Annotated in this window: 26 protein-coding genes and 1 pseudogene; 18 read left to right on the top strand and 9 right to left on the bottom strand. The window is 56.5% G+C overall.

Annotation, left to right across the window (positions count from 1 at the left end):
• Nucleotides 1-54 precede the first annotated feature (54 nt).
• Nucleotides 55-288 carry a YdcY family protein gene (locus tag OKF39_RS12940; protein WP_193532452.1) on the top strand — a complete coding sequence of 78 codons (234 nt, stop codon included), beginning with the start codon at nucleotides 55-57 and terminating at the stop codon, nucleotides 286-288.
• On the opposite strand, the gene OKF39_RS12935 is transcribed toward OKF39_RS12940, so the two are convergent.
• Both OKF39_RS12935 and OKF39_RS12930 read right to left on the bottom strand, forming a co-directional pair.
• Nucleotides 289-738, bottom strand: coding sequence for a DMT family transporter (locus OKF39_RS12935; RefSeq protein WP_479983015.1), 450 nt, complete (start codon nucleotides 736-738; stop codon nucleotides 289-291). It abuts the gene before it with no gap.
• Nucleotides 735-1,253, bottom strand: coding sequence for an N-acetyltransferase family protein (locus OKF39_RS12930; protein WP_479983014.1), 519 nt, complete (start codon nucleotides 1,251-1,253; stop codon nucleotides 735-737). Before OKF39_RS12930 ends, OKF39_RS12935 begins: the two co-directional genes overlap by 4 nt.
• A gap of 135 nt (nucleotides 1,254-1,388) precedes the next feature.
• Here OKF39_RS12930 and OKF39_RS12925 point away from each other — a divergent pair, with 135 nt between their 5' ends.
• The 3 genes from OKF39_RS12925 (at nucleotide 1,389) to OKF39_RS12915 (ending at nucleotide 3,994) form a co-directional block, all read left to right on the top strand.
• Nucleotides 1,389-1,964 carry a helix-turn-helix domain-containing protein gene (locus OKF39_RS12925; protein WP_182033757.1) on the top strand — a complete coding sequence of 192 codons (576 nt, stop codon included), beginning with the start codon at nucleotides 1,389-1,391 and terminating at the stop codon, nucleotides 1,962-1,964.
• A gap of 65 nt (nucleotides 1,965-2,029) precedes the next feature.
• The gene (locus OKF39_RS12920) at nucleotides 2,030-3,070 is read left to right on the top strand and encodes an NADP-dependent oxidoreductase (RefSeq protein WP_047368643.1); all 1,041 of its coding nucleotides are present in this window, start codon (nucleotides 2,030-2,032) and stop codon (nucleotides 3,068-3,070) included.
• Nucleotides 3,071-3,325: 255 nt separating this feature from the next.
• Nucleotides 3,326-3,994 (top strand): GntR family transcriptional regulator, encoded by a 669-nt coding sequence (locus tag OKF39_RS12915; protein WP_045260622.1) that lies wholly within the window; start codon nucleotides 3,326-3,328, stop codon nucleotides 3,992-3,994.
• A gap of 119 nt (nucleotides 3,995-4,113) precedes the next feature.
• Here OKF39_RS12915 and pqqU read toward each other — a convergent pair whose 3' ends face one another.
• The gene (gene pqqU, locus OKF39_RS12910; protein WP_479983013.1) at nucleotides 4,114-6,225 is read right to left on the bottom strand and encodes a TonB-dependent receptor PqqU; all 2,112 of its coding nucleotides are present in this window, start codon (nucleotides 6,223-6,225) and stop codon (nucleotides 4,114-4,116) included.
• Nucleotides 6,226-6,468: 243 nt separating this feature from the next.
• Here pqqU and yncE point away from each other — a divergent pair, with 243 nt between their 5' ends.
• On the top strand, nucleotides 6,469-7,530 hold the full coding sequence (yncE, locus tag OKF39_RS12905; RefSeq protein WP_047368641.1) for a 7-bladed beta-propeller protein YncE: 1,062 nt from the start codon (nucleotides 6,469-6,471) through the stop codon (nucleotides 7,528-7,530).
• Between the two features lie 51 nt (nucleotides 7,531-7,581).
• Here the strand turns inward: yncE and ansP are convergent, their stop codons facing one another.
• Both ansP and OKF39_RS12895 read right to left on the bottom strand, forming a co-directional pair.
• On the bottom strand, nucleotides 7,582-9,078 hold the full coding sequence (gene ansP / locus OKF39_RS12900; protein WP_479983012.1) for an L-asparagine permease: 1,497 nt from the start codon (nucleotides 9,076-9,078) through the stop codon (nucleotides 7,582-7,584).
• Between the two features lie 331 nt (nucleotides 9,079-9,409).
• Nucleotides 9,410-10,297, bottom strand: coding sequence for a LysR family transcriptional regulator (locus OKF39_RS12895; protein WP_045260620.1), 888 nt, complete (start codon nucleotides 10,295-10,297; stop codon nucleotides 9,410-9,412).
• A gap of 108 nt (nucleotides 10,298-10,405) precedes the next feature.
• Between OKF39_RS12895 and OKF39_RS12890 the strand changes: the two genes are divergently transcribed.
• Nucleotides 10,406-10,804 carry a (R)-mandelonitrile lyase gene (locus tag OKF39_RS12890; protein WP_045260619.1) on the top strand — a complete coding sequence of 133 codons (399 nt, stop codon included), beginning with the start codon at nucleotides 10,406-10,408 and terminating at the stop codon, nucleotides 10,802-10,804.
• Here the strand turns inward: OKF39_RS12890 and OKF39_RS12885 are convergent.
• Nucleotides 10,801-10,944: a hypothetical protein gene (locus OKF39_RS12885; RefSeq protein WP_154818592.1), complete on the bottom strand. Its 144-nt coding sequence runs from the start codon at nucleotides 10,942-10,944 to the stop codon at nucleotides 10,801-10,803. The genes OKF39_RS12890 and OKF39_RS12885 overlap by 4 nt on opposite strands.
• 62 nt (nucleotides 10,945-11,006) lie before the next feature.
• Here OKF39_RS12885 and OKF39_RS12880 point away from each other — a divergent pair, with 62 nt between their 5' ends.
• The 11 genes and pseudogenes from OKF39_RS12880 to OKF39_RS12830 all read left to right on the top strand — a co-directional run bounded on the left by OKF39_RS12880 (nucleotide 11,007) and on the right by OKF39_RS12830 (nucleotide 21,286).
• Nucleotides 11,007-11,546 (top strand): AAA family ATPase, encoded by a 540-nt coding sequence (locus OKF39_RS12880; protein WP_028013284.1) that lies wholly within the window; start codon nucleotides 11,007-11,009, stop codon nucleotides 11,544-11,546.
• A 110-nt stretch (nucleotides 11,547-11,656) separates the two neighbouring features.
• Entirely contained in the window at nucleotides 11,657-12,658 is a 1,002-nt protein-coding gene (locus OKF39_RS12875) for an LLM class flavin-dependent oxidoreductase (protein WP_248035231.1), read from the top strand.
• Entirely contained in the window at nucleotides 12,655-13,776 is a 1,122-nt protein-coding gene (locus OKF39_RS12870; RefSeq protein ID WP_028013282.1) for an amidohydrolase, read from the top strand. The genes OKF39_RS12875 and OKF39_RS12870 overlap by 4 nt, the downstream gene beginning before the upstream one ends.
• 16 nt (nucleotides 13,777-13,792) lie before the next feature.
• Nucleotides 13,793-16,056, top strand: a pseudogene (locus OKF39_RS12865) (NtaA/DmoA family FMN-dependent monooxygenase).
• 9 nt (nucleotides 16,057-16,065) lie between these two features.
• Nucleotides 16,066-16,575, top strand: coding sequence for a GNAT family N-acetyltransferase (locus OKF39_RS12860; RefSeq protein ID WP_028013279.1), 510 nt, complete (start codon nucleotides 16,066-16,068; stop codon nucleotides 16,573-16,575).
• 9 nt (nucleotides 16,576-16,584) lie between these two features.
• A complete protein-coding gene (locus tag OKF39_RS12855; RefSeq protein ID WP_063437940.1) occupies nucleotides 16,585-17,511 on the top strand; it encodes an amino acid ABC transporter permease in 927 nt (308 codons plus the stop codon).
• Nucleotides 17,495-18,268: an amino acid ABC transporter ATP-binding protein gene (locus OKF39_RS12850; protein ID WP_258151409.1), complete on the top strand. Its 774-nt coding sequence runs from the start codon at nucleotides 17,495-17,497 to the stop codon at nucleotides 18,266-18,268. Before OKF39_RS12855 ends, OKF39_RS12850 begins: the two co-directional genes overlap by 17 nt.
• 9 nt (nucleotides 18,269-18,277) lie before the next feature.
• Complete coding sequence (locus OKF39_RS12845; protein WP_032644878.1) at nucleotides 18,278-19,165, top strand: ABC transporter substrate-binding protein; 888 nt, start codon at nucleotides 18,278-18,280, stop codon at nucleotides 19,163-19,165.
• 41 nt (nucleotides 19,166-19,206) lie between these two features.
• Nucleotides 19,207-19,824, top strand: coding sequence for a glutathione S-transferase family protein (locus OKF39_RS12840; RefSeq protein ID WP_041909801.1), 618 nt, complete (start codon nucleotides 19,207-19,209; stop codon nucleotides 19,822-19,824).
• Nucleotides 19,825-19,861: 37 nt separating this feature from the next.
• Nucleotides 19,862-20,092: a tautomerase PptA gene (gene pptA, locus OKF39_RS12835; RefSeq protein WP_045630478.1), complete on the top strand. Its 231-nt coding sequence runs from the start codon at nucleotides 19,862-19,864 to the stop codon at nucleotides 20,090-20,092.
• A 192-nt stretch (nucleotides 20,093-20,284) separates the two neighbouring features.
• Entirely contained in the window at nucleotides 20,285-21,286 is a 1,002-nt protein-coding gene (locus tag OKF39_RS12830) for a Kdo(2)-lipid IV(A) acyltransferase (RefSeq protein ID WP_048999898.1), read from the top strand.
• A 25-nt stretch (nucleotides 21,287-21,311) separates the two neighbouring features.
• Here OKF39_RS12830 and OKF39_RS12825 read toward each other — a convergent pair whose 3' ends face one another.
• Nucleotides 21,312-21,626 (bottom strand): ArsR/SmtB family transcription factor, encoded by a 315-nt coding sequence (locus tag OKF39_RS12825; RefSeq protein ID WP_041909805.1) that lies wholly within the window; start codon nucleotides 21,624-21,626, stop codon nucleotides 21,312-21,314.
• A gap of 160 nt (nucleotides 21,627-21,786) precedes the next feature.
• On the opposite strand from OKF39_RS12825, the gene fusA reads away from it, so the two are divergent.
• Nucleotides 21,787-23,886 (top strand): elongation factor G, encoded by a 2,100-nt coding sequence (fusA, locus tag OKF39_RS12820; protein WP_479983011.1) that lies wholly within the window; start codon nucleotides 21,787-21,789, stop codon nucleotides 23,884-23,886.
• A 68-nt stretch (nucleotides 23,887-23,954) separates the two neighbouring features.
• Here fusA and OKF39_RS12815 read toward each other — a convergent pair whose 3' ends face one another.
• Nucleotides 23,955-24,380: a DUF3828 domain-containing protein gene (locus OKF39_RS12815; RefSeq protein ID WP_248036405.1), complete on the bottom strand. Its 426-nt coding sequence runs from the start codon at nucleotides 24,378-24,380 to the stop codon at nucleotides 23,955-23,957.
• Complete coding sequence (locus OKF39_RS12810; RefSeq protein WP_048959621.1) at nucleotides 24,380-24,742, bottom strand: hypothetical protein; 363 nt, start codon at nucleotides 24,740-24,742, stop codon at nucleotides 24,380-24,382. Before OKF39_RS12810 ends, OKF39_RS12815 begins: the two co-directional genes overlap by 1 nt.
• Nucleotides 24,743-24,844: the final 102 nt, after the last annotated feature.

The raw sequence follows: 24,844 nt of genomic DNA, 5'->3' as shown, positions 1-24,844 counted from the left end.
CATTTATTGCCGGGTAAGGCGTAAGCCGCCACCCGGCAAAAACAAGGAGTGACAATGTCACATTTAAACGAAGTTACCGCCCGCGTGGATGCCGCCATCGAAGAGAGCGTCATCGCCCACATGAACGAACTGCTGATTGCATTGAGCGATGATGCCGATCTCAGCCGTGATGACCGTTACGCCCAACAGCAGCGTCTGCGTACCGCGATTTCGCACCACGGTAAGCTGCACAAAGAGGAGATGGACGCGCGCCAGGAACAGCTGACCAAGGGCGGCACCATACTGTAATCAAAACTGGCGTCGCGCTACCAGCCAGGCCCCGACGACCAGCATCACCGCGCCGCATACCGGGCCGATCAGCGTGCGCAGGGGAATGCCATGGCTTCTCAGCACGTCAAGGACCATCCCGCCAATCAGCTGGCTTGCGACCAGCACCGCGATGGTCGTTGCCGCGCCAACGTTCTGGTAGCCGCTGATGCTGGCAAACACAAAAAACGACCCCAGCAGCCCCGGGATCAGCGTCCACCAGCGCACCGTTGCGGCCAGCTCACTGAACCCGGCGAAGCCCTGCTTCAGCAGCAGAATGCTGACAAACAGCACAATGCCGACCAGGGAGTTCAGCAGCATTGCGATAAGAATGGTGGAGGAGGACTGGGTGATACGCACCATTAAGGTGTTTTGCACCACCAGACCGATCCCCGCCGCCACCAGGAACGCCAGCGTCAGCGACTGATTCATGGGATTGCGTCCGGGTCGCTGCGCTCGTCCAGCTGCAGCTGCATAAAGGTTAAGTCCAGCCAGCGGCCAAACTTGGTTCCCACCTGAGGCATCTGCCCCGTGGTCACAAAACCGAGCGTTTCGTGGAGGTGAATCGAGGCCTTATTTTGCGCTTCAATGCCGGCCACCATCACGTGTTTGCCGATGGCGCGGGCCTCGTTGATCAGCGCTTTCATTAACGTGCGGCCAATGCCTTTACCCTGATGCTCCGGATGGACATATACCGAATGCTCAACCGTGTGACGAAAGCCGTCGAAGGCGCGCCAGTCGCCGAAAGAGGCGTACCCGGTAACCACACCATTTTCCTCAGCCACCAGAACCGGGTAACCCGCGAGCGTGCGGGCCTCGAACCAGGCGATTCGGTTATTGGTATCAACGGTTTTATCGTTCCAGATCGCGGCAGTATGCAGCACCGCATGGTTATAGATCTCTCCTATCGCAGCGCAGTCTTCTTTACAGGCGTGACGAACGATCATGATTAAACCTCTGTATGTTGTTTACTATAGTATTACGCTATAGATATGATATTACACAACTGTATCGTCAGAGCGCTACGTGAGAATGATTATGAGCCCCATTGAAACGGCGTTCATACGCTTTAGTATGACGTTATGAACACAATAACAAACACAATGAATCAGCGTATTAGCGCCAGAATTCGCCTCGAACGTGAATCACGCGGCTGGTCTCTTAGCGAGCTGGCCGAGCGGGCAGGCGTATCTCGCGCCATGATCCACAAGATAGAGCGCGGCGACAGCAGCCCGACGGCAACCTTGCTTGCCCGTCTGTCAGGCGCGTTTGGGATCAGCATGTCGACCCTGATTGCCAGAGCCGAGATGCAGGAGGGAAAACTCCTGCGCCTGGCGAACCAGCCCGTCTGGCGCGATCCGCAAACCCACTACCTTCGTCGCCACGTTTCTCCCCGTACCGATCTGCCTATCGACCTCGTTCAGATTGAGTTACCCGCGGGGAGCGACGTCCCGATGCCGGCGTCCTCCTACGCGCTCGCGCGGCAGCTGATCTGGCTGCAGTCCGGCGAGCTGGTATTCCAGGAGGGCGATACTCGCCACGAGATGAAGGCCGGAGACTGTCTGGAGCTGGGGCCGCCAAACGACTGCCGTTTTATCAACGAAACGAACGAAACCTGCATCTATCTTGTGGTCCGGCTTAACCAGTCTGCCTCGTAATGTTAAGGCGATAATGCCGATCGTGAGCCAGGCTGTAATGACATTTGTACCAGAAGGAGAATCCGATGAATCAATCTGTTTCGCAAAACCGCCGCTGGGTGCTGGCCTCTCGCCCACAGGGCGCGCCGGTGGCGGAGAATTTTCGTCTGGAAGAGCAGCCCGTTCCTGCCCCTCAGGCGGGGCAGCTGCTGCTTCGCACCGTCTGGCTGTCGCTGGACCCTTACATGCGGGGCCGCATGAGCGATGCGCCATCCTATTCTCCGCCGGTTGAGATTGGTGCGGTGATGGTAGGGGGAACAGTTAGCCGCGTTGAGCAGTCAAACCACCCCGACTTTAAAGCGGGTGAATGGGTGCTGAGCTACAGCGGCTGGCAGGAGTACGCGCTTTCGGACGGCAGCGGCCTGGTAAAACTGGGCGATAATCCCACCCATCCCTCCTGGGCGCTGGGCATTCTTGGGATGCCGGGCTTTACCGCCTATATGGGGTTGCTGGATATCGGACAACCGAAAGCGGGTGAAACGCTGGTGGTCGCCGCCGCGACGGGCCCGGTTGGGGCGACCGTCGGGCAGATCGGTAAAATCAAAGGCTGCCGCGTGGTCGGGGTAGCCGGTGGGGCAGAAAAATGCCGCCACGCCGTTGAGGTTCTTGGATTTGACGTGTGTCTCGATCACCACGCGGCGGATTTCGCTGAGCAGCTGAAACGCGCCTGCCCGAAAGGCATTGATGTCTACTTTGAAAACGTCGGCGGGAAAGTGTTTGACGCCGTGCTGCCGCTGCTGAATACCTCCGCGCGCGTGCCGGTGTGTGGCCTGGTGAGCGGCTACAATGCAACGGGGCTGCCTGACGGACCGGACCGTTTGCCGCTTCTGATGGGGACGATTCTGAAGAAACGCATCCGGATGCAGGGCTTTATCATTGCCCAGGACTACGGCCACCGCATTCATGAGTTTCAGGAAGAGATGGGGCGCTGGGTGCAGGAGGGCAAAATTCACTATCGTGAACAGGTGACGGACGGGCTGGAAAACGCGCCTGAAGCGCTGATTGGCCTGCTGGAAGGAAAAAACTTCGGTAAAGTCGTGATTCGCGTCGCGGGTGACAATAAATAAAAGGCACTATGGCGGGGTTTCCCGCCATATTTATTTGTGAAGATACGATATATTGTCTTTAATTAACGGACATGGCTTTTCGCGCCATCATCCCGGATGAGCCCGAAACCGATAAAAAAAACACATTTTGCATTTTTTGCTGTTTTACGTACTTCCCACCACCAGGCATGACGATACAGGATATATCGGACCAGCGTCGTTTTATTAAAACTGGCGTTTAAAAATAGCATTAAGTTTTAGCTACAGGAATTGAACATGCTTGATTTGGATCACTTAGAAAAAGCCCAAAGGATCAGTCTTACCATGCAAGTTGAACTCAGTTTGAAAGGAGCGTTAATTACAGGCTCCCTTAAACCGGGTGCACGACTGATTACGAAAGAGATCGCCGATAAATTAGGAACCAGCATTACCCCAGTGCGCGAGGCGCTGCTGCGTCTGGTGTCAGCAGGGGCATTACATGCCACGCCGGCACAGGCATTTCTGGTGCCGGAGGTGACGCTGGACCGTTATAACGAAATCAACGCTATTCGCAAGCAGCTTGAACCCATGGCGGTTGCCGCAGCCTGTCAGAATATGTCTGACCAAAAGATCGAGACGTTGCGCAAATTGTCGGAAGCGTTTCATGAGGCCATGCGCAACGGGAACGTTCAGCAGGCATTGCAGGCAAATCGCATCTTCCGCTTTACGCTTTATCAGTACGCGGAAATGCCCACGCTGAATGCATTAATTGAACAGCTTTGGGTGCGTATCGGGCCTTGCATTAACTATCTGCACCGGGAGCTTAATGACATTAAGGAAGCGACGTATCACTATGACGAACTGCTTTCAGCCCTGGAACGCCGGGATGTCGACGCCAGCCAGAAGGCGATTGAAAAATCGATTGATGAAGCGAATACGCTTTTACAGCGACAATATTTTAACTGAGAGATAATTTAACAGAGCGACTATATACCGCGTCTATTTATTTATCTGGTGAATAACTCCTGATGGCATTTTGCCATCAGGAGCGTTATTTTCGGTATAAAATAAACTTTACTTATTTGTTACTCGAATCGATAAGACACCGACAGACCCACACCGTAGTTACGGCCAGGCGCTGGCTCGTAATAACGCCCGTTGGATTCGTTGACAATAACCGAGCCAACGTACTCTTTGTCGAACAGGTTATCTACGCGGCCAAAGACGTCCATCCCCCAGTTGCCGTAGTTGAATTTATACCCGGTATTCAGCCCGACCACCGTGTACGATGGCGCTTTCGCCGTGTTCTCGTCGTCGGCCATGATATCGCTCATGTAGCGCACGTCCGAGCCCGCGTACCAGCCTTCTTCAGGCTGCCAGCCAAACGACGCATAGCCCATATTGCGGGCAATGCCCGGCATACGGTTGCCGTTACAGTCCGCGTCGCCGCAGACGTTGGTCCGGTAGGTGGCATCAAGGTAGGTCCACGCCATTTTCAGCTTCCAGTTCTCAGCAAACTGCTGATCCAGGGAAACTTCCACACCCTGACGGCGGGTTTTCCCGGCGTTTTTGAACGTATCGCGTCTTCCCGTCGATGTATCGACCACAATTTCATTATCGGTATCGGTACGGAAAAGCGCTGCTGTCAGTAAACCATTGCCGATGCGGGTTTTACTGCCTATTTCATAGGTATTATTTGTTGAAGGTTTAAGGTCATAATTTAATCCCCCGTTACCTCCTGCTGTATATGCGCGTTCATTGATAGTTGGTGTTTCAAAACCGCGACCAGCAGCCGCATAAATGTTCCAGGCATTGGTAATCGCATACTTCACTGAACCTGCAGGCAGCCACTTATGATAACTGGTGTCGCCGCTATCATCGCCATTCTTCAGATAATGATCATTTGAATCAAACCAGACAGAGCTATAACGAACCCCTGCATCAAGTGATAACTTATCTGTGAGTTGCCAACTGCTCTGGAAGTAAGGATCCAAATTCCACATCAGATTACGTTCATCACGACGTTTTGTTCCTTTTACACCGTAATCTGGTTTGCTATTGACCATTACATAGTTTTCATAACCCAGACGATCTTCGTTCAGATTTTCGTAGTTCAACCCTGTAGTGAATGTTACTGGAACCAGAAGTTCTCCACGATGAGTCCATCGAGTATCTATCCCTTGATAGTGGCGTGTCATATCAATGACACCTCCAGAGTGGTTCGGATTATTACGTTGTGCAGTGTACGGAATCGACTGGTACTGGGTCATTTCACGCTCGCCGGCGTACATCATCACGCTGAGATCGTCCTGAGCGCTAAGCTGGCGGTCGTAGCGCAGCCCCGCCTGAGTCTGCTTGATGGTCTTGCGCGTGTTGTACTGATCGCCACGCGGGGACTGACGCGGGTTATCCTGCCACTCCTGATAGCTCAGCCCGCCCGGATCGTTTGCTTTCATGTCCACGCTGTTAAAAATCAGCGTCAACTTGCTGGCATCGTCAATGCGTACGCCCAGTTTGGCATTAGCGAGATTCTTCCGCGCGCCGCTGTGGTCGCGGTAGCCTTTAGTGGTGAAGCGGGTGGTGGATACGGTGTAATCCACGTCCCCGGCATGGGTACCATCGCCCATTGCGCCGGTGGCTTTCATGCCGTAGCGCCATGTCCCGTAACTGCCGTAATAGCTGCTTGCCTCGATGGTCGGCGGCTGCTGCCCGGTTTGCGTATTGATGTTAATCACGCCGCCAGAGGCGTTGCCATACAGGGCGGAGAAGGGTCCGCGCAGCACCTCAACGCTGTCAATGCTGGAGAGATCGATGTTGGAGGTCTGGCCCTGTCCGTCCGGCATGGTGGCTGGAATACCGTCGACGTACATGCGAATGCCGCGCACGCCAAACGTTGAGCGGGCACCAAACCCGCGCATCGAAAGCTGGAGATCCTGAGCATAGTTCTGACGGTTCTGAATCTGTAGTCCCGGAACGCTGCCAAGCGATTCGGAGAGATTAATGCGCGGCGCAGCGTGGCGCATATCCTCGCCATTCACGACGCTGACCGCCGCCGGAGTATCAAGCTCTGATACGGTTTGCGGCGTGGCGCTGACGATCATGGTCTGTTCCTCTGCGCTCATCGCGCTTAGAGGCGCAAAAACAACGGGAACCAGCAGCAGCGGGAGAGATGCCTTACGGGCAGATATGATTTTCATGAGTAAAACCGGTTGTGATGTATAAACGAACCAAATGGAACATGTCCATACATGTTAAAGGTTTTGTAAATGTTTTGAAAACTATAACCGCACATTGCGTTAATGAAAGGCAATAGGGAAAAGAAAAACTCCACTTTTAACTTATTAATGATTACTATTCTCATTATCAAAACGGCAATGCCATGACGTTGCCAGCCGGAAGCGATGTCAGCAGTACCCCCAATTTTCAAAAAAGGAATTGTTATGTCTTTACGCCATCTGTGCTCGCCACGCCTGAGTACGTCTCTGCTGTCTGCCGCTTTACTGTTTGCCGGAACCTTCCAGGCGCATGCCGCCGAAGAGATGCTGCGTAAAGCGGTGGGTAAAGGTGCCTATGAAATGGCGGTCAGCCAGCAGGAGAACGCGCTGTGGGTTGCGACGTCGCAAAGCCGTAAACTCGACAAGGGTGGCGTTATCTATCGCCTCGATCCTGCTACGCTCGAGGTGACGCAGGCCATTCATAGCGATCTCAAACCGTTTGGCGCCACCCTCGACGGCGCGACGCAAACCCTGTGGCTGGGTAATACGATCAACGGCGCAGTGACGGCCATTGATGCGAAAACGGGCGACGTGAAAGGGCGACTGGTGCTTGATAGCCGCCAGCGCAGTGAAACCGTCAAGCCGCTGCAGCCGCGCCAGCTGGTGGCGGATGACGCGAGCAACACGATTTACATCACCGGAGTCGGCAAAGAGAGCGTGATTTGGGTCGTGGATGGCGCAACGCTGAAGCTGAAAGAGACCATTGCCAACACCGGCACATACAGTACCGGTCTGGCGCTGGATGCAAAGGCGAAACGCCTGTACACCACCAATGCAGACGGTGAGCTGGTCACCATTGATACCGCCACCAACAAAATCCTGAGCCGCAAAAAAGTGCAGGACGACGGAAAAGAGCACTTCTATCTGAACCTGAGCCTGGACACCGCCGGTCAGCGCGCGTTCCTGACCGATTCAAAACAGCCGGAAGTCCTGGCGGTGAGCCTGAAAGACGGCAGCGTGATCGAGAAAATCGCCGCGCCTGAATCCCTGGCCGTTCTGTTTAATCCGGCTCGCAATGAAGCCTACGTGACGCACCGTGAGGCCGGCAAGGTGAGCGTGATTGACGCGAAGACCTACAAAGTAACGAAAACGTTCGATACGCCGGTCTACCCGAACAGCCTGGCGCTCTCTGCGGATGGCAAAACGCTTTACGTGACGGTGAAGCAAAAATCTACCCGCCAGCAGGAAGCGACCCAGCCTGACGATGTGATTCGTATCGCGCTGTAATATAAAAAAAGGGAAGGCAAATGCCTTCCCTTTTTAATGCCTGTTTGATGCTTAACGCGAGGTCTCTTCCACCAGCGGCGCGTCGTGTTTTTCATCGTCTGGATGAACCGGCGCGGTGCTGTGAATTTCGTGAACGCGCTTACGCACGCCGAACCAGCCAGCGATCAACAGCACGGCCAGCAGCGGGATGGTGGCGATGGTATAGGTGCCGTTCGGGTAGTCGAACGCCATCAGCACCAGCACGCTGAACAGGAAGAGCAGAGTGAGCCAGGAGGTCACCGGCGCGCCCGGCAGCTTGAAGCTGATATCTGCGGCTTTGCCTTCTTTAATGGCTTTACGCAGACGCATCTGGCAGACCACGATAAAGGCCCAGGAAGCGATAATGCCGAGTGCGGCCACGTTCAGAACGATCTCAAAGACCTGAGACGGCACCAGATAGTTCAGGAATACGCCGAAGACATACACCACCAGCGTAGCCAGAATGCCCGCGTAAGGCACGTGCTGCTTGCTCATCTTCGACATGAACTTCGGCGCTGAACCGCCCATCGACATGGAGCGCAGGATACGCCCGGTAGAGTAAAGACCGGAGTTCAGGCTGGAGAGCGCCGCCGTCAGCACCACGATGTTCATGATACTGCCCACGTAAGGCACGCCGAGCTTCGAGAAGAAGGTGACGAACGGGCTCTGGCCGGCCTGATAGGCGTTCCACGGCAGCAGCAGAACCAGCAGCACCACGGAGCCGACGTAGAACAGACCGATACGCCAGATCACGCTGTTAATGGCTTTTGGCACCATCGTTTGTGGGTCTTTACATTCGCCCGCAGCGGTACTGACCAGCTCAATAGAGGCAAAGGCAAACACCACGCCCTGCACCAGAACCAGCGCAGGCAGCAGACCGTGCGGGAAGAAACCGCCGTTATCGGTTATCAGGTGGAAGCCGGTAGCATTGCCGTCCAGCGGCTTGCCGCTGCCGAGGAAGACGGTACCGACCACCAGGAAAATCACAATGGCGAGCACTTTGACCAGCGCAAACCAGAACTCCATCTCGGCGAACCACTTCACGCCGATCATGTTCATGGTGCCGACGATCGCCAGCGCGCCAAGGGCAAAGACCCACTGCGGCACATCACCGAACGCGCCCCAGTAGTGCATATACAGCGCAACGGCGGTGATATCGACGATACCGGTCATCGCCCAGTTGACGAAGTACATCCAGCCTGCCACGTAGGCGGCTTTTTCACCGAGGAATTCTCGGGCGTAAGAGACGAAGCTTCCGCTGGAAGGGCGATGCAGTACCAGTTCACCCAGCGCGCGAAGAATGAAGAAAGAGAAGATCCCGCACACCAGATAGACCAGGGCGAGAGCCGGGCCCGCCATCTGCAGACGCGCGCCAGCACCTAAAAACAGACCCGTTCCGATAGCGCCGCCGATGGCGATCATTTGAACCTGACGGTTGCCCATCGCTTTGTGGTAGCCCTCTTCGTGGGAGTTCAACCAGCGACGTTTCGCAGCGTGATGATCGGCTGCGCTTTTATTGCTTGTTTTCATTGAGTTACCTGTTTGCCTGTCTGAACCATTATCGTGATAGTCCTGCCTGGCAGAGCGCAATACAAACGATTGCTTCTGCGCAAACACATGCCGCCTTCCCAGTCATTCTGCGTATGGATAAGGCGAAACATGGCGAGGCATCCTACCTGCAATTGATAAGCGACGCAAAATATAACCGTGCCGAAAGTGATGCACGTCGAAGGAAATCGTGTGGTCAGAGCAGAGGGGGATCACAACACGCTGAATCGTGATGAGTTTTTAGTCAAAACAATCGCGACGTTGTTTATTTAATCATCAGATTCCCTTAATTATTACCAGATGGTATAAATTTTTACTGCCGCAGGGCATCGAGAAGCAACCTGAACGCGGTTGTGTGCTGTCGACGGCTTGGATAATAGAGGTGATATCCTTCAAACGTGGGGCACCAGGACTCAAGGACCCTGACGAGCCGTCCGTACTGAAGGGCGTCCAGGACCGAGGACTCGGGCACGTAGGCTAATCCGAGGCCACTCTCCGCCGCGTCGATGCGCTGCGACAGATTACTCAGTGTAAGCTGTCCTTCAACCCGCACCCGAAGCTCGCGCCCGTCGCGCTCAAATTCCCAGTCATACACTGCCCCTCGGGTGGGCAGGCGGAGATTGATACAGCGGTGTTCACCCAGCTGCTCCGGCACGAGCGGCACGCCAAAACGAGCCAGGTAATCCGGGGAGCCGACGACCGCCATGCGCATGTCCGGCGCTATCCGCACCGCAATCATATCTTTTGCCACCTGTTCACCCAGGCGTACCCCCGCGTCGAAGCGGCCATCGACGATATCTGTCAGGCCGTTGTCGACCGTCACTTCGACGTTGATTTCAGGATACTGCAGCATAAAAGCCTTCAGTGCCGGCCAGAGCACGGCGTCCATCGCGTGCTCGCCGGCGACGATGCGGATAGCGCCTGCGGGTTTGTCGCGGGTGCTGCAAAGCGCCGTGAGTTCCTGTTCGATCTCCTGCAGATGCGGGCTGAGGCGCGAAAAGAGCTGCTCACCCGCGGGTGTCGGAACCACGCTGCGGGTTGTGCGGGTTAACAGGCGAACGTCTAATCGCGCTTCAAGCTTGCGCATCGCATGACTCAGTGCCGATTGCGAGACGCCCAGCTGCGCCGCTGCGCGCGTAAAGCTGCGCTCGCGGGCCACTACCATAAAGGAGAGCAGGTCGTTGAAATTATCTTTTAGCATTGCGGTTCTATTTATGAATTTCAGTCATGTGTTCTATCTCATTATGTACCCTAATGCTCCAGAATGCTTTGCGCTACTGTTAACGCAACAGTCAACAAGGAGCAAAAGATGAAAATTATCCGCAGCGGTTCATTACCTTCAGCAACAGGCCCGGAGGCCTGGTTTACCGGCGCTGTTCGCATTGACGCGCCCTTTCAGGCGAGCGAACCTGCCAGCGTCGGCGGGGCAACCGTGACCTTTGAGCCGGGGGCGCGCACGGCCTGGCATACGCATCCCCTGGGACAAACGCTGATTGTGACGCAGGGGCGCGGCTGGTTACAGGCGTGGGGCGAAGAGGCGGAAATCCTGAATCAGGGCGATATCGCCTGGATCCCACCCGGCGTGAAGCACTGGCACGGCGCAAGTGCGCAAACGGCGATGACGCATATCGCCATCGCCGAAGCGGTAAACGGCAGCCCGGTAACGTGGCTGGAAAAAGTGACCGACGAACAGTACCCGAACGGCTAACCGCCAAAAACGGCAATCGCCTGCTGCAGGCGCGGTTGATCAAACAGCAGCACCAGACTGGCCAGCTGCAGACGTTTCTCAGGGAATAAATAGACTGCCAGACAGGAGAGTAACACCGCCGCGGTAATACCAGGAAGCATTTCGTTAACAGAATGAAAACGTTATGATTCGGTCTCATTTTCGTAAATACAGGGAGGCTGAGGTGAAAATTAACGTCATCGGAACCAGCGGAAGTGGAAAAAGCACGCTGGCGAAGCAGATTGCGACCGAACTGGCTATTCCCTATATCGAGATGGACAGACTCTACTGGCGACCCGAATGGCAGGGAACGCCGGACGATGAGTTTCAGGAAAAGCTTGAGCAGGTGCTACAGGCGTCGCCAGACTGGGTACTCGACGGCAACTATAACCGCACGCGGCCCGTTAAATGGCGTAATGTAGACGTTGTCGTGTGGGTGGATTATGGGTTTGTCCGCACCCTCTGGCAGGCCGTCAACAGGGCAATCAAACGGGCCTGGCATAAACACGAGCTTTGGCCCGGAACCGGGAACAAAGAGAGTTTCCGGCGCGCGTTCTTCAGTAAAGAGTCGATTCTCATCTGGACGATGAAAACGTGGCGTAACAACCGCACGCGTTATGAAGCCGATCTGCAAAACCCGCAATATGGACATATCCGCTTCGTCCATATTACCCGCCGCGGGCAGGCGGAAACGCTGATTGCCGCCTTAAAATCTTATTCTTAGTAGGGTTTTATATATCTGATTTCCGGCAAACCAAATGTAAATTAATTGTTTCTCAGTGGTGAAATACGCCTTTAATAATGTCGACATGTTAAGTCAAACGAGAACGCAACATGTCATGGCGAATCAGCATTCTGGATAAAAGCCCCATCGCTGAAAATGAAACGGCTGCCGATGCGCTGGCGCGGACGTTAGCGCTGGCGCAACAGGCGGAAAATCTGGGCTATCACCGCTTCTGGATTGCCGAACACCACAACACACCACAGCTCGCCAGCCCCTCGCCGGAACTGCTGATTGCCTGGATCCTCGGGCAAACAAAGCGCATCCGCGTGGGCTCTGGCGGCGTCATGCTTCAACACTACAGCCCTTATAAAGTCGCTGAGAACTTCAACGTGCTGGCCGCGCTGGCGCCGGGTCGCGTGGATCTGGGCGTCGGGAAAGCCCCCGGCGGGCTACCGCTCTCAACCCGCGCGCTGCAGCAGGGCCTCAATCAAGAGGAAAAGGGCAGCTTTGCCGAACAGCTGACCCAGCTCGATCGCTGGATCCGCCCTGAAAACCAGTCGGCGGAAGAGGCCGTTCGCGCCACGCCGTTGCCGCCGGTCCCTGCACAAGGTTTCCTGCTGGGGGCCAGCCCCGAAAGCGCGCTGCTCGCCGCATCGCTCGACTGGCACTTCGTCTTTGCCGCGCACCTGAACGGCGATCCGGAGCTGCTGCGCGAGGTGGTATCGATCTGGCGGAAGAACAGCGCGCGGGAGGTGATTGTGGCGGTGCAGGCGATTGTCGCACCGACCCAGGCCGAAGCGGACGCGCTGGCGCAGAAGGTCGAAGTGTGGGGCGTTGAGCTGGCAAACGGCCAGCGCGTAACCGTCGCCAGTGAGGAGCAGGCCTACGCCTTTGCCCGTCAGGCGGGGAGCGAGCCGGTGCGCATTGCCCGTCGGGCCCAGTCGCTGCTGGCGGGAACAGCTGAGTCGGTGCTGGAACAGCTTAACGCGCTGCACGAACAGTGGGGCATTGACGAATTTATCATCGACACGCCGGTCGCGGAGGGGGCAACGCGCGTCGCGTCTCTGCGTCTGCTGGCCGAGGCGCGTCTTAACAGGGAGGTCACCGTATGAGCTTCGGCGAACAACTGATTGCCTGGCGTCGTGAGCTGCACCGGAACCCGGAGCTGTCCGGCCAGGAAGTGGAGACCACCGCGCGCCTGCGCCAGTGGCTGACGAATGCCGGTATTCCCCCGCAGCCTTACGATCTGCCGACCGGGCTGGTGGCGGAAATTGGAACCGGTAGCAAGCTGATTGCGCTGCGGGCAGACATTGATGCCCTGCCAATTGAAGAGCGCAGCGGCGTGCCGTTTAGCTCGCAGCATGCAGGCGTGATGCACGCCTGCGGACACGATATCCACACCAGCGTGATCCTCGGCGCCGCGTTAAAGCTCAAAGAGCGGGAAGCCTCGCTTAACGGCCGGGTGCGTATCCTGTTTCAACCTGCCGAAGAGAACTTTGGCGGTGCGAAGAGCATGGTGCGGGCCGGTGCCTTACGCGACGTCAGCGCGATTTTCGGTATGCACAACGAGCCCGGCCTGCCGGTCGGTGAGTTCGCCACCCGCGGCGGACCGTTTTATGCCAACGTCGATCGCTTCGTGATCCGCATCACCGGCAAGGGCGCACATGCGGCCCGCCCGCACGAAGGCAACGACGCCATTGTGCTGGCGAGCCAGCTGGTGACGGCGCTGCAAAGCGTCGCCAGCCGCAACGTCAATACGCTGGATTCGGTGGTGCTGAGCGTGACGCGCATCGCAGGGGGCAACACCTGGAACGTGCTGCCGGAAAGCGTCGAGCTGGAGGGCACGCTTCGCACCCACCGCACGGAGGTTCAGCAGAACGTGAAGGCCCGCGTGGGCGAAATCGCCGCCGGGTTTGCCAGCGCCTTCAGCGCGCAGATCGACATCACCTGGTATGCCGGGCCCACCGCGCTGGTGAACGACGAGCGCTGGGCCGACTTCGCCACCTCGGTCGCGCGTGAGGCCGGTTATGAAACCCGGCACGCGGAACTGCATATGGGCGGGGAAGATTTTGCGGTCTACCTGCAGTCTGTTCCCGGCGCGTTTGTCAGCATCGGCAGCAACAGCCCGTATGGTTTACACCACCCGGCGTTTAATCCTGACGAAGCCCTGATTGAACCCGCAGCCCGCTATTTTGCACAGCTGGCGGAAAAAGCCCTGCAACACGTTTAATTCTGGAGAGGTAAATATGTCTGCACATCGTCAACTGCGGCTTGGGACCATTTTGCATGGTGCATCGGGCAATATGTCCGCCTGGCGTCATCCGGCGGCGGTCGCGGATGCCAGCATTAATTTTGAATTTGTAAAAGAGACGGCGTTAAAAGCGGAGGAGGGCAAACTCGATTTTTTATTCGTTGCCGACGGTCTTTATATAAATGAGAAATCCATTCCGCATTTTCTAAACCGCTTTGAGCCGTTAACGGTATTATCCGCGCTGGCAAGCATCACCACGCGGCTGGGGCTGGTGGGAACGTTATCCACCTCCTACAGCGAACCCTTTACCACGGCGCGCCAGTTCGCCAGCCTCGATCATCTGAGCAACGGACGTGCGGGCTGGAACGTGGTGACTTCGCCGCTGGAAGGGTCGGCAAAGAACTTCTCTCGCGAAAAACACCCCGAGCATGCGCTGCGCTATCGCATTGCGGATGAGTATCTCGACGTGGTGAAAGGGCTGTGGGACTCCTGGGAAGGCGACGCGTTTATCCGCAACAAAGAGAGCGGTCAGTTTTTTGACCCGGCCAGGCTGCATACCCTCGATCACCACGGTGACTTCTTCCAGGTCGCCGGTCCGCTGAATATTGGTCGCACCCCGCAAGGGCGTCCGATTGTTTTTCAGGCGGGCGCGTCGGACGACGGGAAAAAGCTGGCGGCAAAACATGCCGACGCCATTTTCACTCATCACGAAACGCTCGACGAGGCAAAAGCGTTTTACCGCGACGTGAAGCAGCAGCTGGAAACAAACGGCCGCCGCGCGTCAGATTTACATATCTTCCAGGGCGTCAGCGTGATTGTGGGTAAAGACGCCGATGACGTGGAAAACCAGTATCAAACCACGGCGGCGCTGGTGTCGGTTACCGATGCCCTCAATTACCTCGGGCGTTATTTTGAACATCACGATTTCAGCCAGTATCCGCTCGACGAGCCGTTCCCGGATATCGGTGACTTAGGCAAAAACAGCTTCCGCAGCACCACCGATGAAATTAAGCGAAATGCCCGCGAGCGCAACTTAACCCTGCGCCAGGTGGCGCTTGAGGCCGCATCGCCGCGCCCGCGCTTTTCCGGCACGCCGGAGGAGGTCGCCGACGGTCTGCAGGCCTGGTTTGAAGGCTATGCCGCAGACGGCTTCATCATCCAGGGCGGTACGCCGGATACCTTTCCGCGCTTTGTTGACCAGGTGGTGCCCGTTTTACAGGCCCGCGGCCTGTTCCGCACCGACTACCCGGGAACCACGCTGCGCGAAAGCCTTGGCTTAGACCAACCGAAAAACCAGTTCACACAACAATAAAAGAGAACTCCGCTATGCAAAAAACATCGCTTATTCTGGCGCTCGCGCTGGCCTTTACCCCTGCCGTCTGGGCAGAGAATGTGAACATTAACGGCACCGGCGTGAGCATCGAGGCCAATAAAACGCCGATCAATACCGCCAAAAACAGCGATGCAGTGGCGCAGCTGCCGAAAGATTATCGCTTCGCCGTGCCGGGGAAATTTACCGTGGCGGTGGCGGGCCTCAATCAACCGCCGCTGACGGTATTTTCCGACGACAACAAAACGCTGCTCGGGAGTGAAGTTGACGTCGCCCGTCTGGTGGCCGACAGCCTCGGACTTGAGTTGAACGTGGTGCCAACGTCGTGGGAAGACTGGCCGCTGGGCGTGGCGTCCGGGAAATACGATGCCGCCATCAGCAACATTACCGTTACCAAAGCGCGAAAAGAGAAGTTCGATTTCGCTACCTACCGTAAGGACTCCCTCGGTTTCTACGTGAAATCGACCAGCCCGATCGAATCGCTTCAGAAGGCTGAGGACATCGCCGGGCTGCGGATTATCGTTGGTTCCGGGACCAATCAGGAGGCCATCCTGCTGGCATGGAATGCTGAAAACCTGAAGAAGGGGCTGAAACCGTTTACCCCGATCTATACCAAAGACGATGCGGCGCAAACGCTGGCGCTCCAGTCCGGGCGCGCGGATGCCTACTTTGGCCCGAACGTGATTGGCGCATGGAAGGCGGCGCTGAACGGGAAAACCAAACTGGTGGGTAGCGTCGACGGCGGCTGGCCGAAGGCGGCGCACATTGCGGTGACGCTGAAGAAAGGCAGCGGGCTGGTTGAGCCGGTGCAAACCGCGCTGAACGGCGTCATCAAAAACGGCGATTACGACAAAGTGCTGAACCGCTGGGGAGAAGGCGTTGAGCGTATTCCGCAGTCAGAAGTGAATCCTGATGGCCTGGGTGATTAAGGAGGCGCTATGCGTGAACAATTTCGTGACGTTTCACCGGAAGATGCCGAACTTCAGCCCATTATCGAGGGGCTGTTCGGTGAATATGCCGCCCGCTACGGTGACTACTTCTCTAAAGACGCGGAAGTGGAACTCACCGAGTGGTATTTAGCGCCGCAGGGGCTGTTTATCGTCCTGGAGCGTGACGGAAAAATCATCGCCACCGGTGCGTACAAACCCTTCGACGAACGCACCGCGGAAATCAAGCGCATCTGGACGGACAAAACCCTGCGTCAGCAGGGGCTTGCCGGACGCGTAGTGCAGGAGCTGGAGCGCAGGGCGGTGCTGGCAGGTTACAGCCAGATCTACCTGACAACCGGTTTTCGCCAGCCGGAAGCGGTCAGGCTCTATCTCAGCCAGGGCTACCAGCCACAGTTTGATCTGAACCGGGATCCGGAAGAGTACAGCCAGCCGCCGTTTGACGGTCGGCTGCGCTTCACTAAAACGCTGGTACGCGAAGCGTTCAGTAAAACCGCATGAGGAACGACGATGAGCAACGTTGAAACCATTAAGGTGGTCCCGGCGCGTTATCCGCTGCGGACCGTCGGCGCCGCGGTGGCGCTGTTTGTCCTGGCGGTCGTGATCCAGTCCGTCGCTTTCAACCCGCGCTGGGAGTGGGCGGTGTTTGCCCGCTGGTTCTTCGACCCGGTTATTCTCGAAGGCGTAGGGCAGACTCTGCTGCTTACCCTGATCGGTACCGCGCTGAGCGTGGTATTGGGCGGCATGCTGGCGCTGGCGAGACTCTCCTCGTCATGGCTGCTGAGCAGCCTGGCGTGGGGCTATATCTGGCTGTTTCGCTCGCTGCCGCTGATCGTGGTGCTGATCATTCTCTACAACTTTTCCTATCTCTACGACACGCTCTCCCTCGGCGTGCCGTTCACCAGCATTAGCTGGGGCAGCTTTGAGACCATTAACGTGCTCGGGCAGTTCTCCACCGCCGTGGTGGGGCTGACGCTGGTGCAGAGCGCCTACACCGCAGAGATTATTCGCGGGGGGTTCCTCGGGGTGGATCACGGCCAGTATGAAGCGGCCGCCGCGCTTGGCCTGCCGGCCTGGCGACGTACGGTGCGTATAATCCTGCCTCAGGCGTTGCGCACCATTCTGCCGTCCGGGTTCAATGAAATCATCAGCCTCGCCAAGGGGACGGCGATGGTCTACGTCCTGGCAATGCCGGAGCTGTTCTATACCATCCAGATGATCTACAACCGCACGCAGGAGGTGATCCCGCTGCTGATGGTCGGTGCCGCGTGGTACCTGGTGATTACCACCGTCTTGTCCGCTATCCAGTACGGTGTTGAACGCGCACTCGCCCGCAGCGAACGCCGCTCTGCGGTTAATCAGAACCGCGCCGCCCGTCGCACCCGTTCCGTCACCACCACGCCAGCACAGGAGCCTATCCATGCAAGCCTCTCCTGAAGGACATATCTCGATTACCGGCGTCAGCAAGTATTTTGGTCGCCATAAGGCGCTCGACAACGTTTCGCTTGAGATCCCGCCCGGTTCCGTGACGGTCATTCTCGGACCCTCAGGCTCGGGTAAATCGACGCTGCTGCGCACCATTAACCATCTGGAGCGCGTCGACGAAGGCTTTATTCAGATCGACGGGGACTACATTGGCTACCGTCGTCAGGGCGACAAGCTCTATGAGCTGAAGGAGAAAGAGATCCTCAGGCAGCGCGTCAACGTGGGCTATGTGTTTCAGAACTTCAATCTCTTTCCTCACCTCACGGTGCTGGAAAACCTGATTGAGGCGCCCATCGCGCATAAGAAGCTCAGCAAAAAAGATGCGGTGGAAAGGGCATACAGCCTGCTGGATGTGGTTGGGCTGCGGGATAAGGCCGATGCCTGGTCTCGCCATCTCTCCGGCGGGCAGCAGCAGCGCATTGCGATCGCTCGCGCGCTGGCGCTACGCCCCCGCGTGATGCTGTTTGATGAACCTACCTCGGCGCTGGATCCGGAGCTGGTGGGAGAGGTGCTGGACGTGATCAAAAAACTGGCCCGGTCCGGCACTACGCTGGTGGTGGTCACCCACGAGATCGGCTTTGCCCGCGAGGTGGCGGATCAGGTGGTGTTTATGGTCGACGGGAAAATCGTGGAGCAGGGCAGCAGCGACGCGGTATTGAACCGTCCGTCGCACGCGCGAACGCGCCAGTTCCTGTCAAAAGTGCTGTAAGGAGCGCAGATGAAATACGGACTTCTGGCGGGGCTGGTCTTCACAACGGCAAGCCACGCCAGCATCGATCTGAAAGCCAACGAGCAGCCGCTGCCGGTGACGGTGGATCGGCAGGCCGTGGCAAAGATCCCCGCCGGTTATAAATTCGTTGAGCCGGGTACGCTGACGGTCGCCGTCTCGATGCTGAACTCCCCGCCGCTGGCGCTGCTGGCCAGCGATAACCGCACGCGGATTGGCAGCGACCCGGATATCGCCCGCCTGCTGGCGGGCAGCCTGGGGCTGAAGCTAAAGCTGGTGCCAACGGCGTGGGAAGACTGGCCGCTGGGCATCGCTTCCGGACGCTACGACGTGGCGCTGGTGAACATTGCGGTGACCGAACAGCGTAAAGAGAAGTTTGATTTTGCGACCTACCGCGTCGATTCTCTGGCGTTTTCGGTGAAGTCCACCAGCGAGATTCAATCAATCAAAAGCGCGGAAGATCTGGCCGGGAAAAAGGTGATTGTCGGCTCGGGCACCAATCAGGAGCGCATCCTGCTGGGCTGGAACGAAGAGAATAAAAAGGCGGGGCGAGCGCCTGCGCTGCCGGTCTATCTCCACGACGATGCCTCGGGCAATCTCTATATCCAGTCCGGCAGGGCGGACGTGTTCTTTGGCCCTCAGTCGGTTTCAGCTTACAAAGCGGCGCTCACCGGCAAAACCCGCGTGGTGGGTTTAGGTCCGAAAAAAGCTTATGTCGCCACCACGACCAAAAAAGGCAATGGGCTGGTATACGCGCTGCAGGCCGCGCTGAACGGGGCGATTGAGCGCGGAGAGTACCAGAAAGTGCTGGCGCGCTGGGGGGAGCAGGGCGAAACGGTGGCGCAATCGGAGGTCAACCCGCCTGGGATAACCTACTAATGGTGCTCTACACTTAGGATTTTCACTCCTGAGGGGGCAACATGATGAAACTCTATGGCGTACCCGGCTGGGGCTCGGCAATCAGTGAAGTGATGCTGACCCTGGCTGATATCCCTTATCAATTTGTGAACGTTGACGGGTTTGACCAGCCCGGCCCGCAGCGTGAACTGCTGCAAAAACTCAACCCGCTGTGCCAGGTGCCCACGCTGGAGCTGGAAAATGGCGCCATCATGACCGAAACGGCGGCGATTGCTCTGATGGTGCTCGACCGTTGTCCCGATCTCGCCCCGCCCGTGGGGCAGGCCGAGCGTCAGCAGTTTCAGCGTCTGCTTATCTGGTTCGTGGCGAACGTCTATCCCACCTTTACCTATGCCGATTATCCCGAACGCTGGGTGCCTGATGCGCCGGAACAGCTGCAGAAAAACTGCATTGAGTACCGGAAATCCCTCTATCTGTGGTTTGAAAATCAGCTTAAGGCCGCGCCGTTTGCGCTGGGTGAACGGCTGACGCTGCTGGATGTGTATATTGCGGTGGCGCGCACCTGGGGGCCTCGCCATGAGTGGTTTGCGACAAATACGCCGAAGCTTACGGCGATTGCGGATACCGTGTGTCAGCTGCCGGAACTGCACAAGGTGTTAAAGGCAAACAACATTATCTGATAACGTGGATTGCTCACACATAACAGGAAGCCTGCATATGCCACACGTAGATATCAAATGTTTTCCCCGCGATCTTAACGACGAGCAAAAAAACGCGCTGGCGGCAGATATCGCCGAGGTGATAATTCGCCATTTCAACAGCAAAGACGGTTCAGTATCGGTGGCGTTGAACCAGGTAAACCCGGAAGACTGGAAGGCACAGGTCTGGGATACCGAAATCGGACCGAAGCTGGACGAGTTGATTAAAAAGCCCGGGTATTCAATGTAATCTTTCGCCGGGTGAGGTCATCGTCTTACCCGGTTTCTCCTGCCGCTTACGCCTTCTTTTCGCAAAAAACGATAAAAATAAGTTTTATCTGATCCGTTACACTTAACGTTCACGACCGACATTTCATCAATCCTTAGGAAAGATCGACAACAGAATCAATTAAGGACAGTCACATTAAAGGATAATTTTCTCATGACAAAATTACCCCGGTTTTCACCTGCTTTTTTCCACCCGCGATACTGGCTAAGCTGGACAGGCATCGCCGCCCTGTGGCTTATCATGCTGCTGCCTTACCCGCTGTTGTTCAAACTCGGACACGCTCTGGGCCGGTTAGCCATGCGCCTTTTACCGCGCCGTGTCGAGATTGCCCGCCGCAACCTGGAGCTTTGCTTTCCGCAGATGGAAGCAGAAGCGCGTGAATCTTTGCTGCAGCGAAATTTTGAATCCGTGGGAATGGGGGTAATCGAAACCGGCATGGCGTGGTTCTGGCCTGAATGGCGGGTGCGTAAATGCTTTACCGTGCGCGGTTACGAACATATGGAGCAGGCCAGGGCGCAGGGGAAGGGCGTGGTGCTGGTTGGCATGCATTTTCTGACGCTTGAGCTGGGCGCGCGGATATTTGGCATGCTTAACCCCGGTATTGGGGTTTATCGTCCAAACAATAATGCGCTCCTGGACTGGCTACAAACGCGCGGTCGTCTGCGTTCGAATAAAACCATGCTGGATCGACATGATTTAAAAGGCATGATCCGTGCCCTGAAGCAGAATGAAATTCTCTGGTACGCGCCGGATCATGACTATGGCAAAGCCAACAGCGTGTTTGCGCCATTCTTCGCCGTCCCGGATGCCGCCACGACGGCGGGCAGCTATATGCTGGTCAAAAGCGCTAAGCCTGCGGTTATTCCGTTTGTGCCGCGCCGCAGAGAGGACGGTACAGGGTACGAGCTGATTATTCTTGAAGATATCAGCGCGTCATTGCAGGGTGCGGATAAAGAGTCTGTCGCAACCCAGATGAACCGGGCGATCGAGCGCGCGGTGCTGATGGCGCCGGAGCAGTATATGTGGCTGCACCGTCGCTTCAAGACGCGTCCTGAGGGCGTGCCGGACAGATATGCCCCTAAAAAAATCTCCGCGCCCCCTCGGGCTGGCTTAACCGACGATGAATTCTCGCAGCAGTCGGGCATGCAGCACTAAAACGCCACGCAAAAGGCTGCTGGAGCTAGTTTCCGGCAGCGCTTTTGGCCTTTAGCAGTATTTCCATCAGCCCGGGAAAACGGGCATCCAGATCCTCCCGACGCAGTGAAATCATATTTTCTCGTCCCTGCGGACGCTGCCAGATGACCCCACTGTCGCGCAACACGCGCCAGTGGTGGGTCATCGTGGACTTCACCACGTCCTCCGGGCGCAGCGCGTTACAGCTGAGTTCGCTGCCGTCGGCGAGCCGGCGAATAATCGATAGCCGGAGCGGGTTGCCGAGGGCAAACAGCACATTTTCCAGCAGTATTTGTTCAGTTTCAGGGTGGTTAGGGATCATCGTTTTCCTGCGCGTGATGTCAGATTGAGCTATATCAACAATAGGTCAACCCTTAAAAAATAGTTCGATAATACTCGTACAATAGGACTATTATAGCAAACGAACCAATGAACGACCATCCCGGTCGTCACAAACACGTCATAGTGACTAAGGAAATATCATGCCCCGACCCATTCCTCTCGAACGTTATCGCAACATCGGTATCTCCGCGCATATCGATGCCGGTAAAACCACCACCACTGAGCGAATCCTGTTTTATACCGGGATGAGCCACAAGTTGGGTGAAGTACACGATGGCGCGGCAACCACCGACTGGATGGCGCAGGAGCAAGAGCGCGGGATAACCATTACGTCCGCGGCGGTCAGCTGCTTCTGGCCAGGCATGGACAGAGGCTTTGAGCCGCACCGGATCAACATCATCGATACCCCGGGGCACGTGGACTTCACCATTGAGGTGGAGCGTTCCATGCGCGTGCTCGACGGCGCGGTGATGGTGTATGACTCCGTGGGTGGCGTGCAGCCGCAGTCGGAAACCGTCTGGCGTCAGGCCAATAAATATCACGTACCGCGTCTGGCCTTCGTCAACAAAATGGACCGTCCGGGTGCCGATTTCTTCCGCGTCGTGCGGATGATGCAGGAGCGCCTGAAGGCCAATCCGGTGCCGATTGTCATCCCGGTGGGTGCCGAAGATCATTTCACCGGCGTGGTCGATCTCATCAAGATGCGAACCATTCTGTGGGACGATGCGACGCAGGGTATGGTGTTTACCTATGCCCCCGTGCCGGACGATTTAGTCAGTACCGCCCAGGAGTGGCGGGAAAAAATGGTCTCCGCGGCGGCGGAAGCCAGCGATGAACTGATGGACAAATACCTGGTAACGGGCGACCTGACGGAGGCGGAAATTATCCAGGGGCTGCGCATTCGCACTATCTCGGGCGAAATCCAGCCGATGCTGTGCGGCAGCGCCTTTAAAAATAAAGGCGTACAGCGCATGCTTGATGCGGTGATTGAGCTGATGCCGTCCCCGCTGGACGTGCCGGCCATTGACGGCGTGGATGAAAAAGGGCAGCACGCGGAGCGTCATCCGAGTGATGATGAGCCGTTCTCGGCGCTAGCGTTCAAGCTGATGAGCGACCCGTACGTCGGGCAGTTGACCTTTATCCGGGTCTACTCTGGCGTGCTGCGCAAAGGCGACGCGGTCTATAACCCGGTGAAAGAGAAGAAAGAGCGCATCGGGCGCATCGTGCTGATGCATGCCAACGATCGCCATGAGGTGGATGAACTGCGCGCGGGCGATATCGCGGCCTGTGTCGGGTTAAAAGACGTGACCACCGGTGACACGCTCACCGATCCGAACGCCGTCATTACGCTTGAGCGCATGGAGTTCCCGGATCCGGTGATCTCGCTGGCGATTGAGCCGAAAACCAAAGGCGATCAGGAGAAAATGGGCATTGCGCTGCAGCGTCTGGCGGCGGAAGACCCGTCTTTCCGCCTGCATACTGACGAGGAGTCCGGTCAGACGATTATCTCCGGGATGGGTGAGCTACACCTCGAGATTATCGTCGACCGCATGAAGCGTGAGTTTGGCGTCGAGGCGAACATTGGTCGTCCGCAGGTAACCTACCGGGAAACCCTGCGCAAGGCGGTGAAGGATATCGAAGCCAAATTTGTCCGGCAGTCCGGCGGGAAAGGGCAGTACGGTCATGTGGTGCTGAGCCTGGAGCCGCTGGAGCCCGGAAGTGGCTTTGTATTTGAAGATGCCACCAAGGGCGGCGTGGTACCGCGCGAGTATATCCCGTCCGTGGAGAAAGGGCTGCGGGAAGCGATGAACAGCGGCGTGCTGGCGGGCTATCCGGTGGTGGATGTCAAAGCGACCCTGACCTTTGGTTCGTACCACGACGTCGACTCCTCGGAGATGGCGTTCCGCATGGCGGCGATCCTCGGCTTCAAGGAGGGCGCTCGCAGGGCGGATCCGGTGATCCTTGAGCCGATCATGCACGTGGAGGTGGAAACGCCGGAAGAGTACGCCGGGAACATCATGGGCGATCTCTCTTCCCGCCGCGGCATGGTGCAGGGAATGGCAGAGCAGTACGGAAGCCAGATTATCCGCGCCGATGTGCCGCTGGCCGAGATGTTTGGCTACGCCACGACGCTGCGTTCGATGTCCCAGGGACGCGCGACGTATACGATGGAGTTCCATCATTTTGCGGAGGCACCGCGGAATGTTGCGGATGAGATTATTGCGCGGCGTGCGAAGTAGTTAATTAATTGCACATGGTAGTCGGTGGGCTACCATGTGCTTTTTTTACGACACGGAGATTATCCATGTTACTTAATTAGCGTTGCCGAGCGGACTTTCCATTTCCCTTGTTCTTCAATAAGACAATCTGCAACAACGTGATCTTGCTTCTTACCAAACGCGATATAAACGTTTGTGCAAACGGCGTCAAAATCAGAGTGCAGGATGGTTATCTGATTCCAGTCCTCATCCCAATCCTGTGATTTGATAAACATATCCGTATCGGGCATATCTTTTTCGTTACTGTCACCTGAATACAACTCTTTTATTGCTGCAATTGTCCCCGAGGCAACGTAATCATTCATAATATCTGGGTTAAGTACGGGCGGTTTGTGCTGATCTAACTGCGCGATATACCATTGATTGAATTTAAGCGCCGCCTGACCCGGTGCATAAACGTTTTCTGCGGCCGCGAGCGGAGAAAGGGCGAAAAGAAAAAACCAAAGTGTTTTCATTAGTCATGCCTGAACAGTTCGTAATGTGGTTGTATGTTGCGGTAAGCCTGCCCTGGGTACATGGTGCGTTGAACAAAATCGCTGATCCACTGCTGACCATCGTATATGCAAACGTGCCCGCTATCATGACCAACAATATTTTGAATAACTGCGACGTCGCCTGCATGGGGTTGATCGTATACAAGGCGGAATCCAGCGTTAACCAATGTCCGCCCCATGTCTTTTGCCAGACGCGTATTGGGGATTTTTAATCTTCCACCCGTTCTGATCGCTTCGGTGACGTAGTGAGCACAATACCCCGTGCTCTTCGGTTGGGCGTGTGATTTGGCATACGCGATTGCGCCATCTTTATTCCATGTCATTGATATTTCCTTAACGCGAGAGTGCTAATGCAGCAACTCTGGAAATATCCTCCGTTTTACAACGCAATAGTAAACATAAAATGCCATAGAAATTCACTATAA

This window comes from Enterobacter cloacae complex sp. HYC042_NIDB, from assembly GCF_056673315.1.
This window is presented reverse-complemented; position numbering and strand designations above follow the sequence as displayed.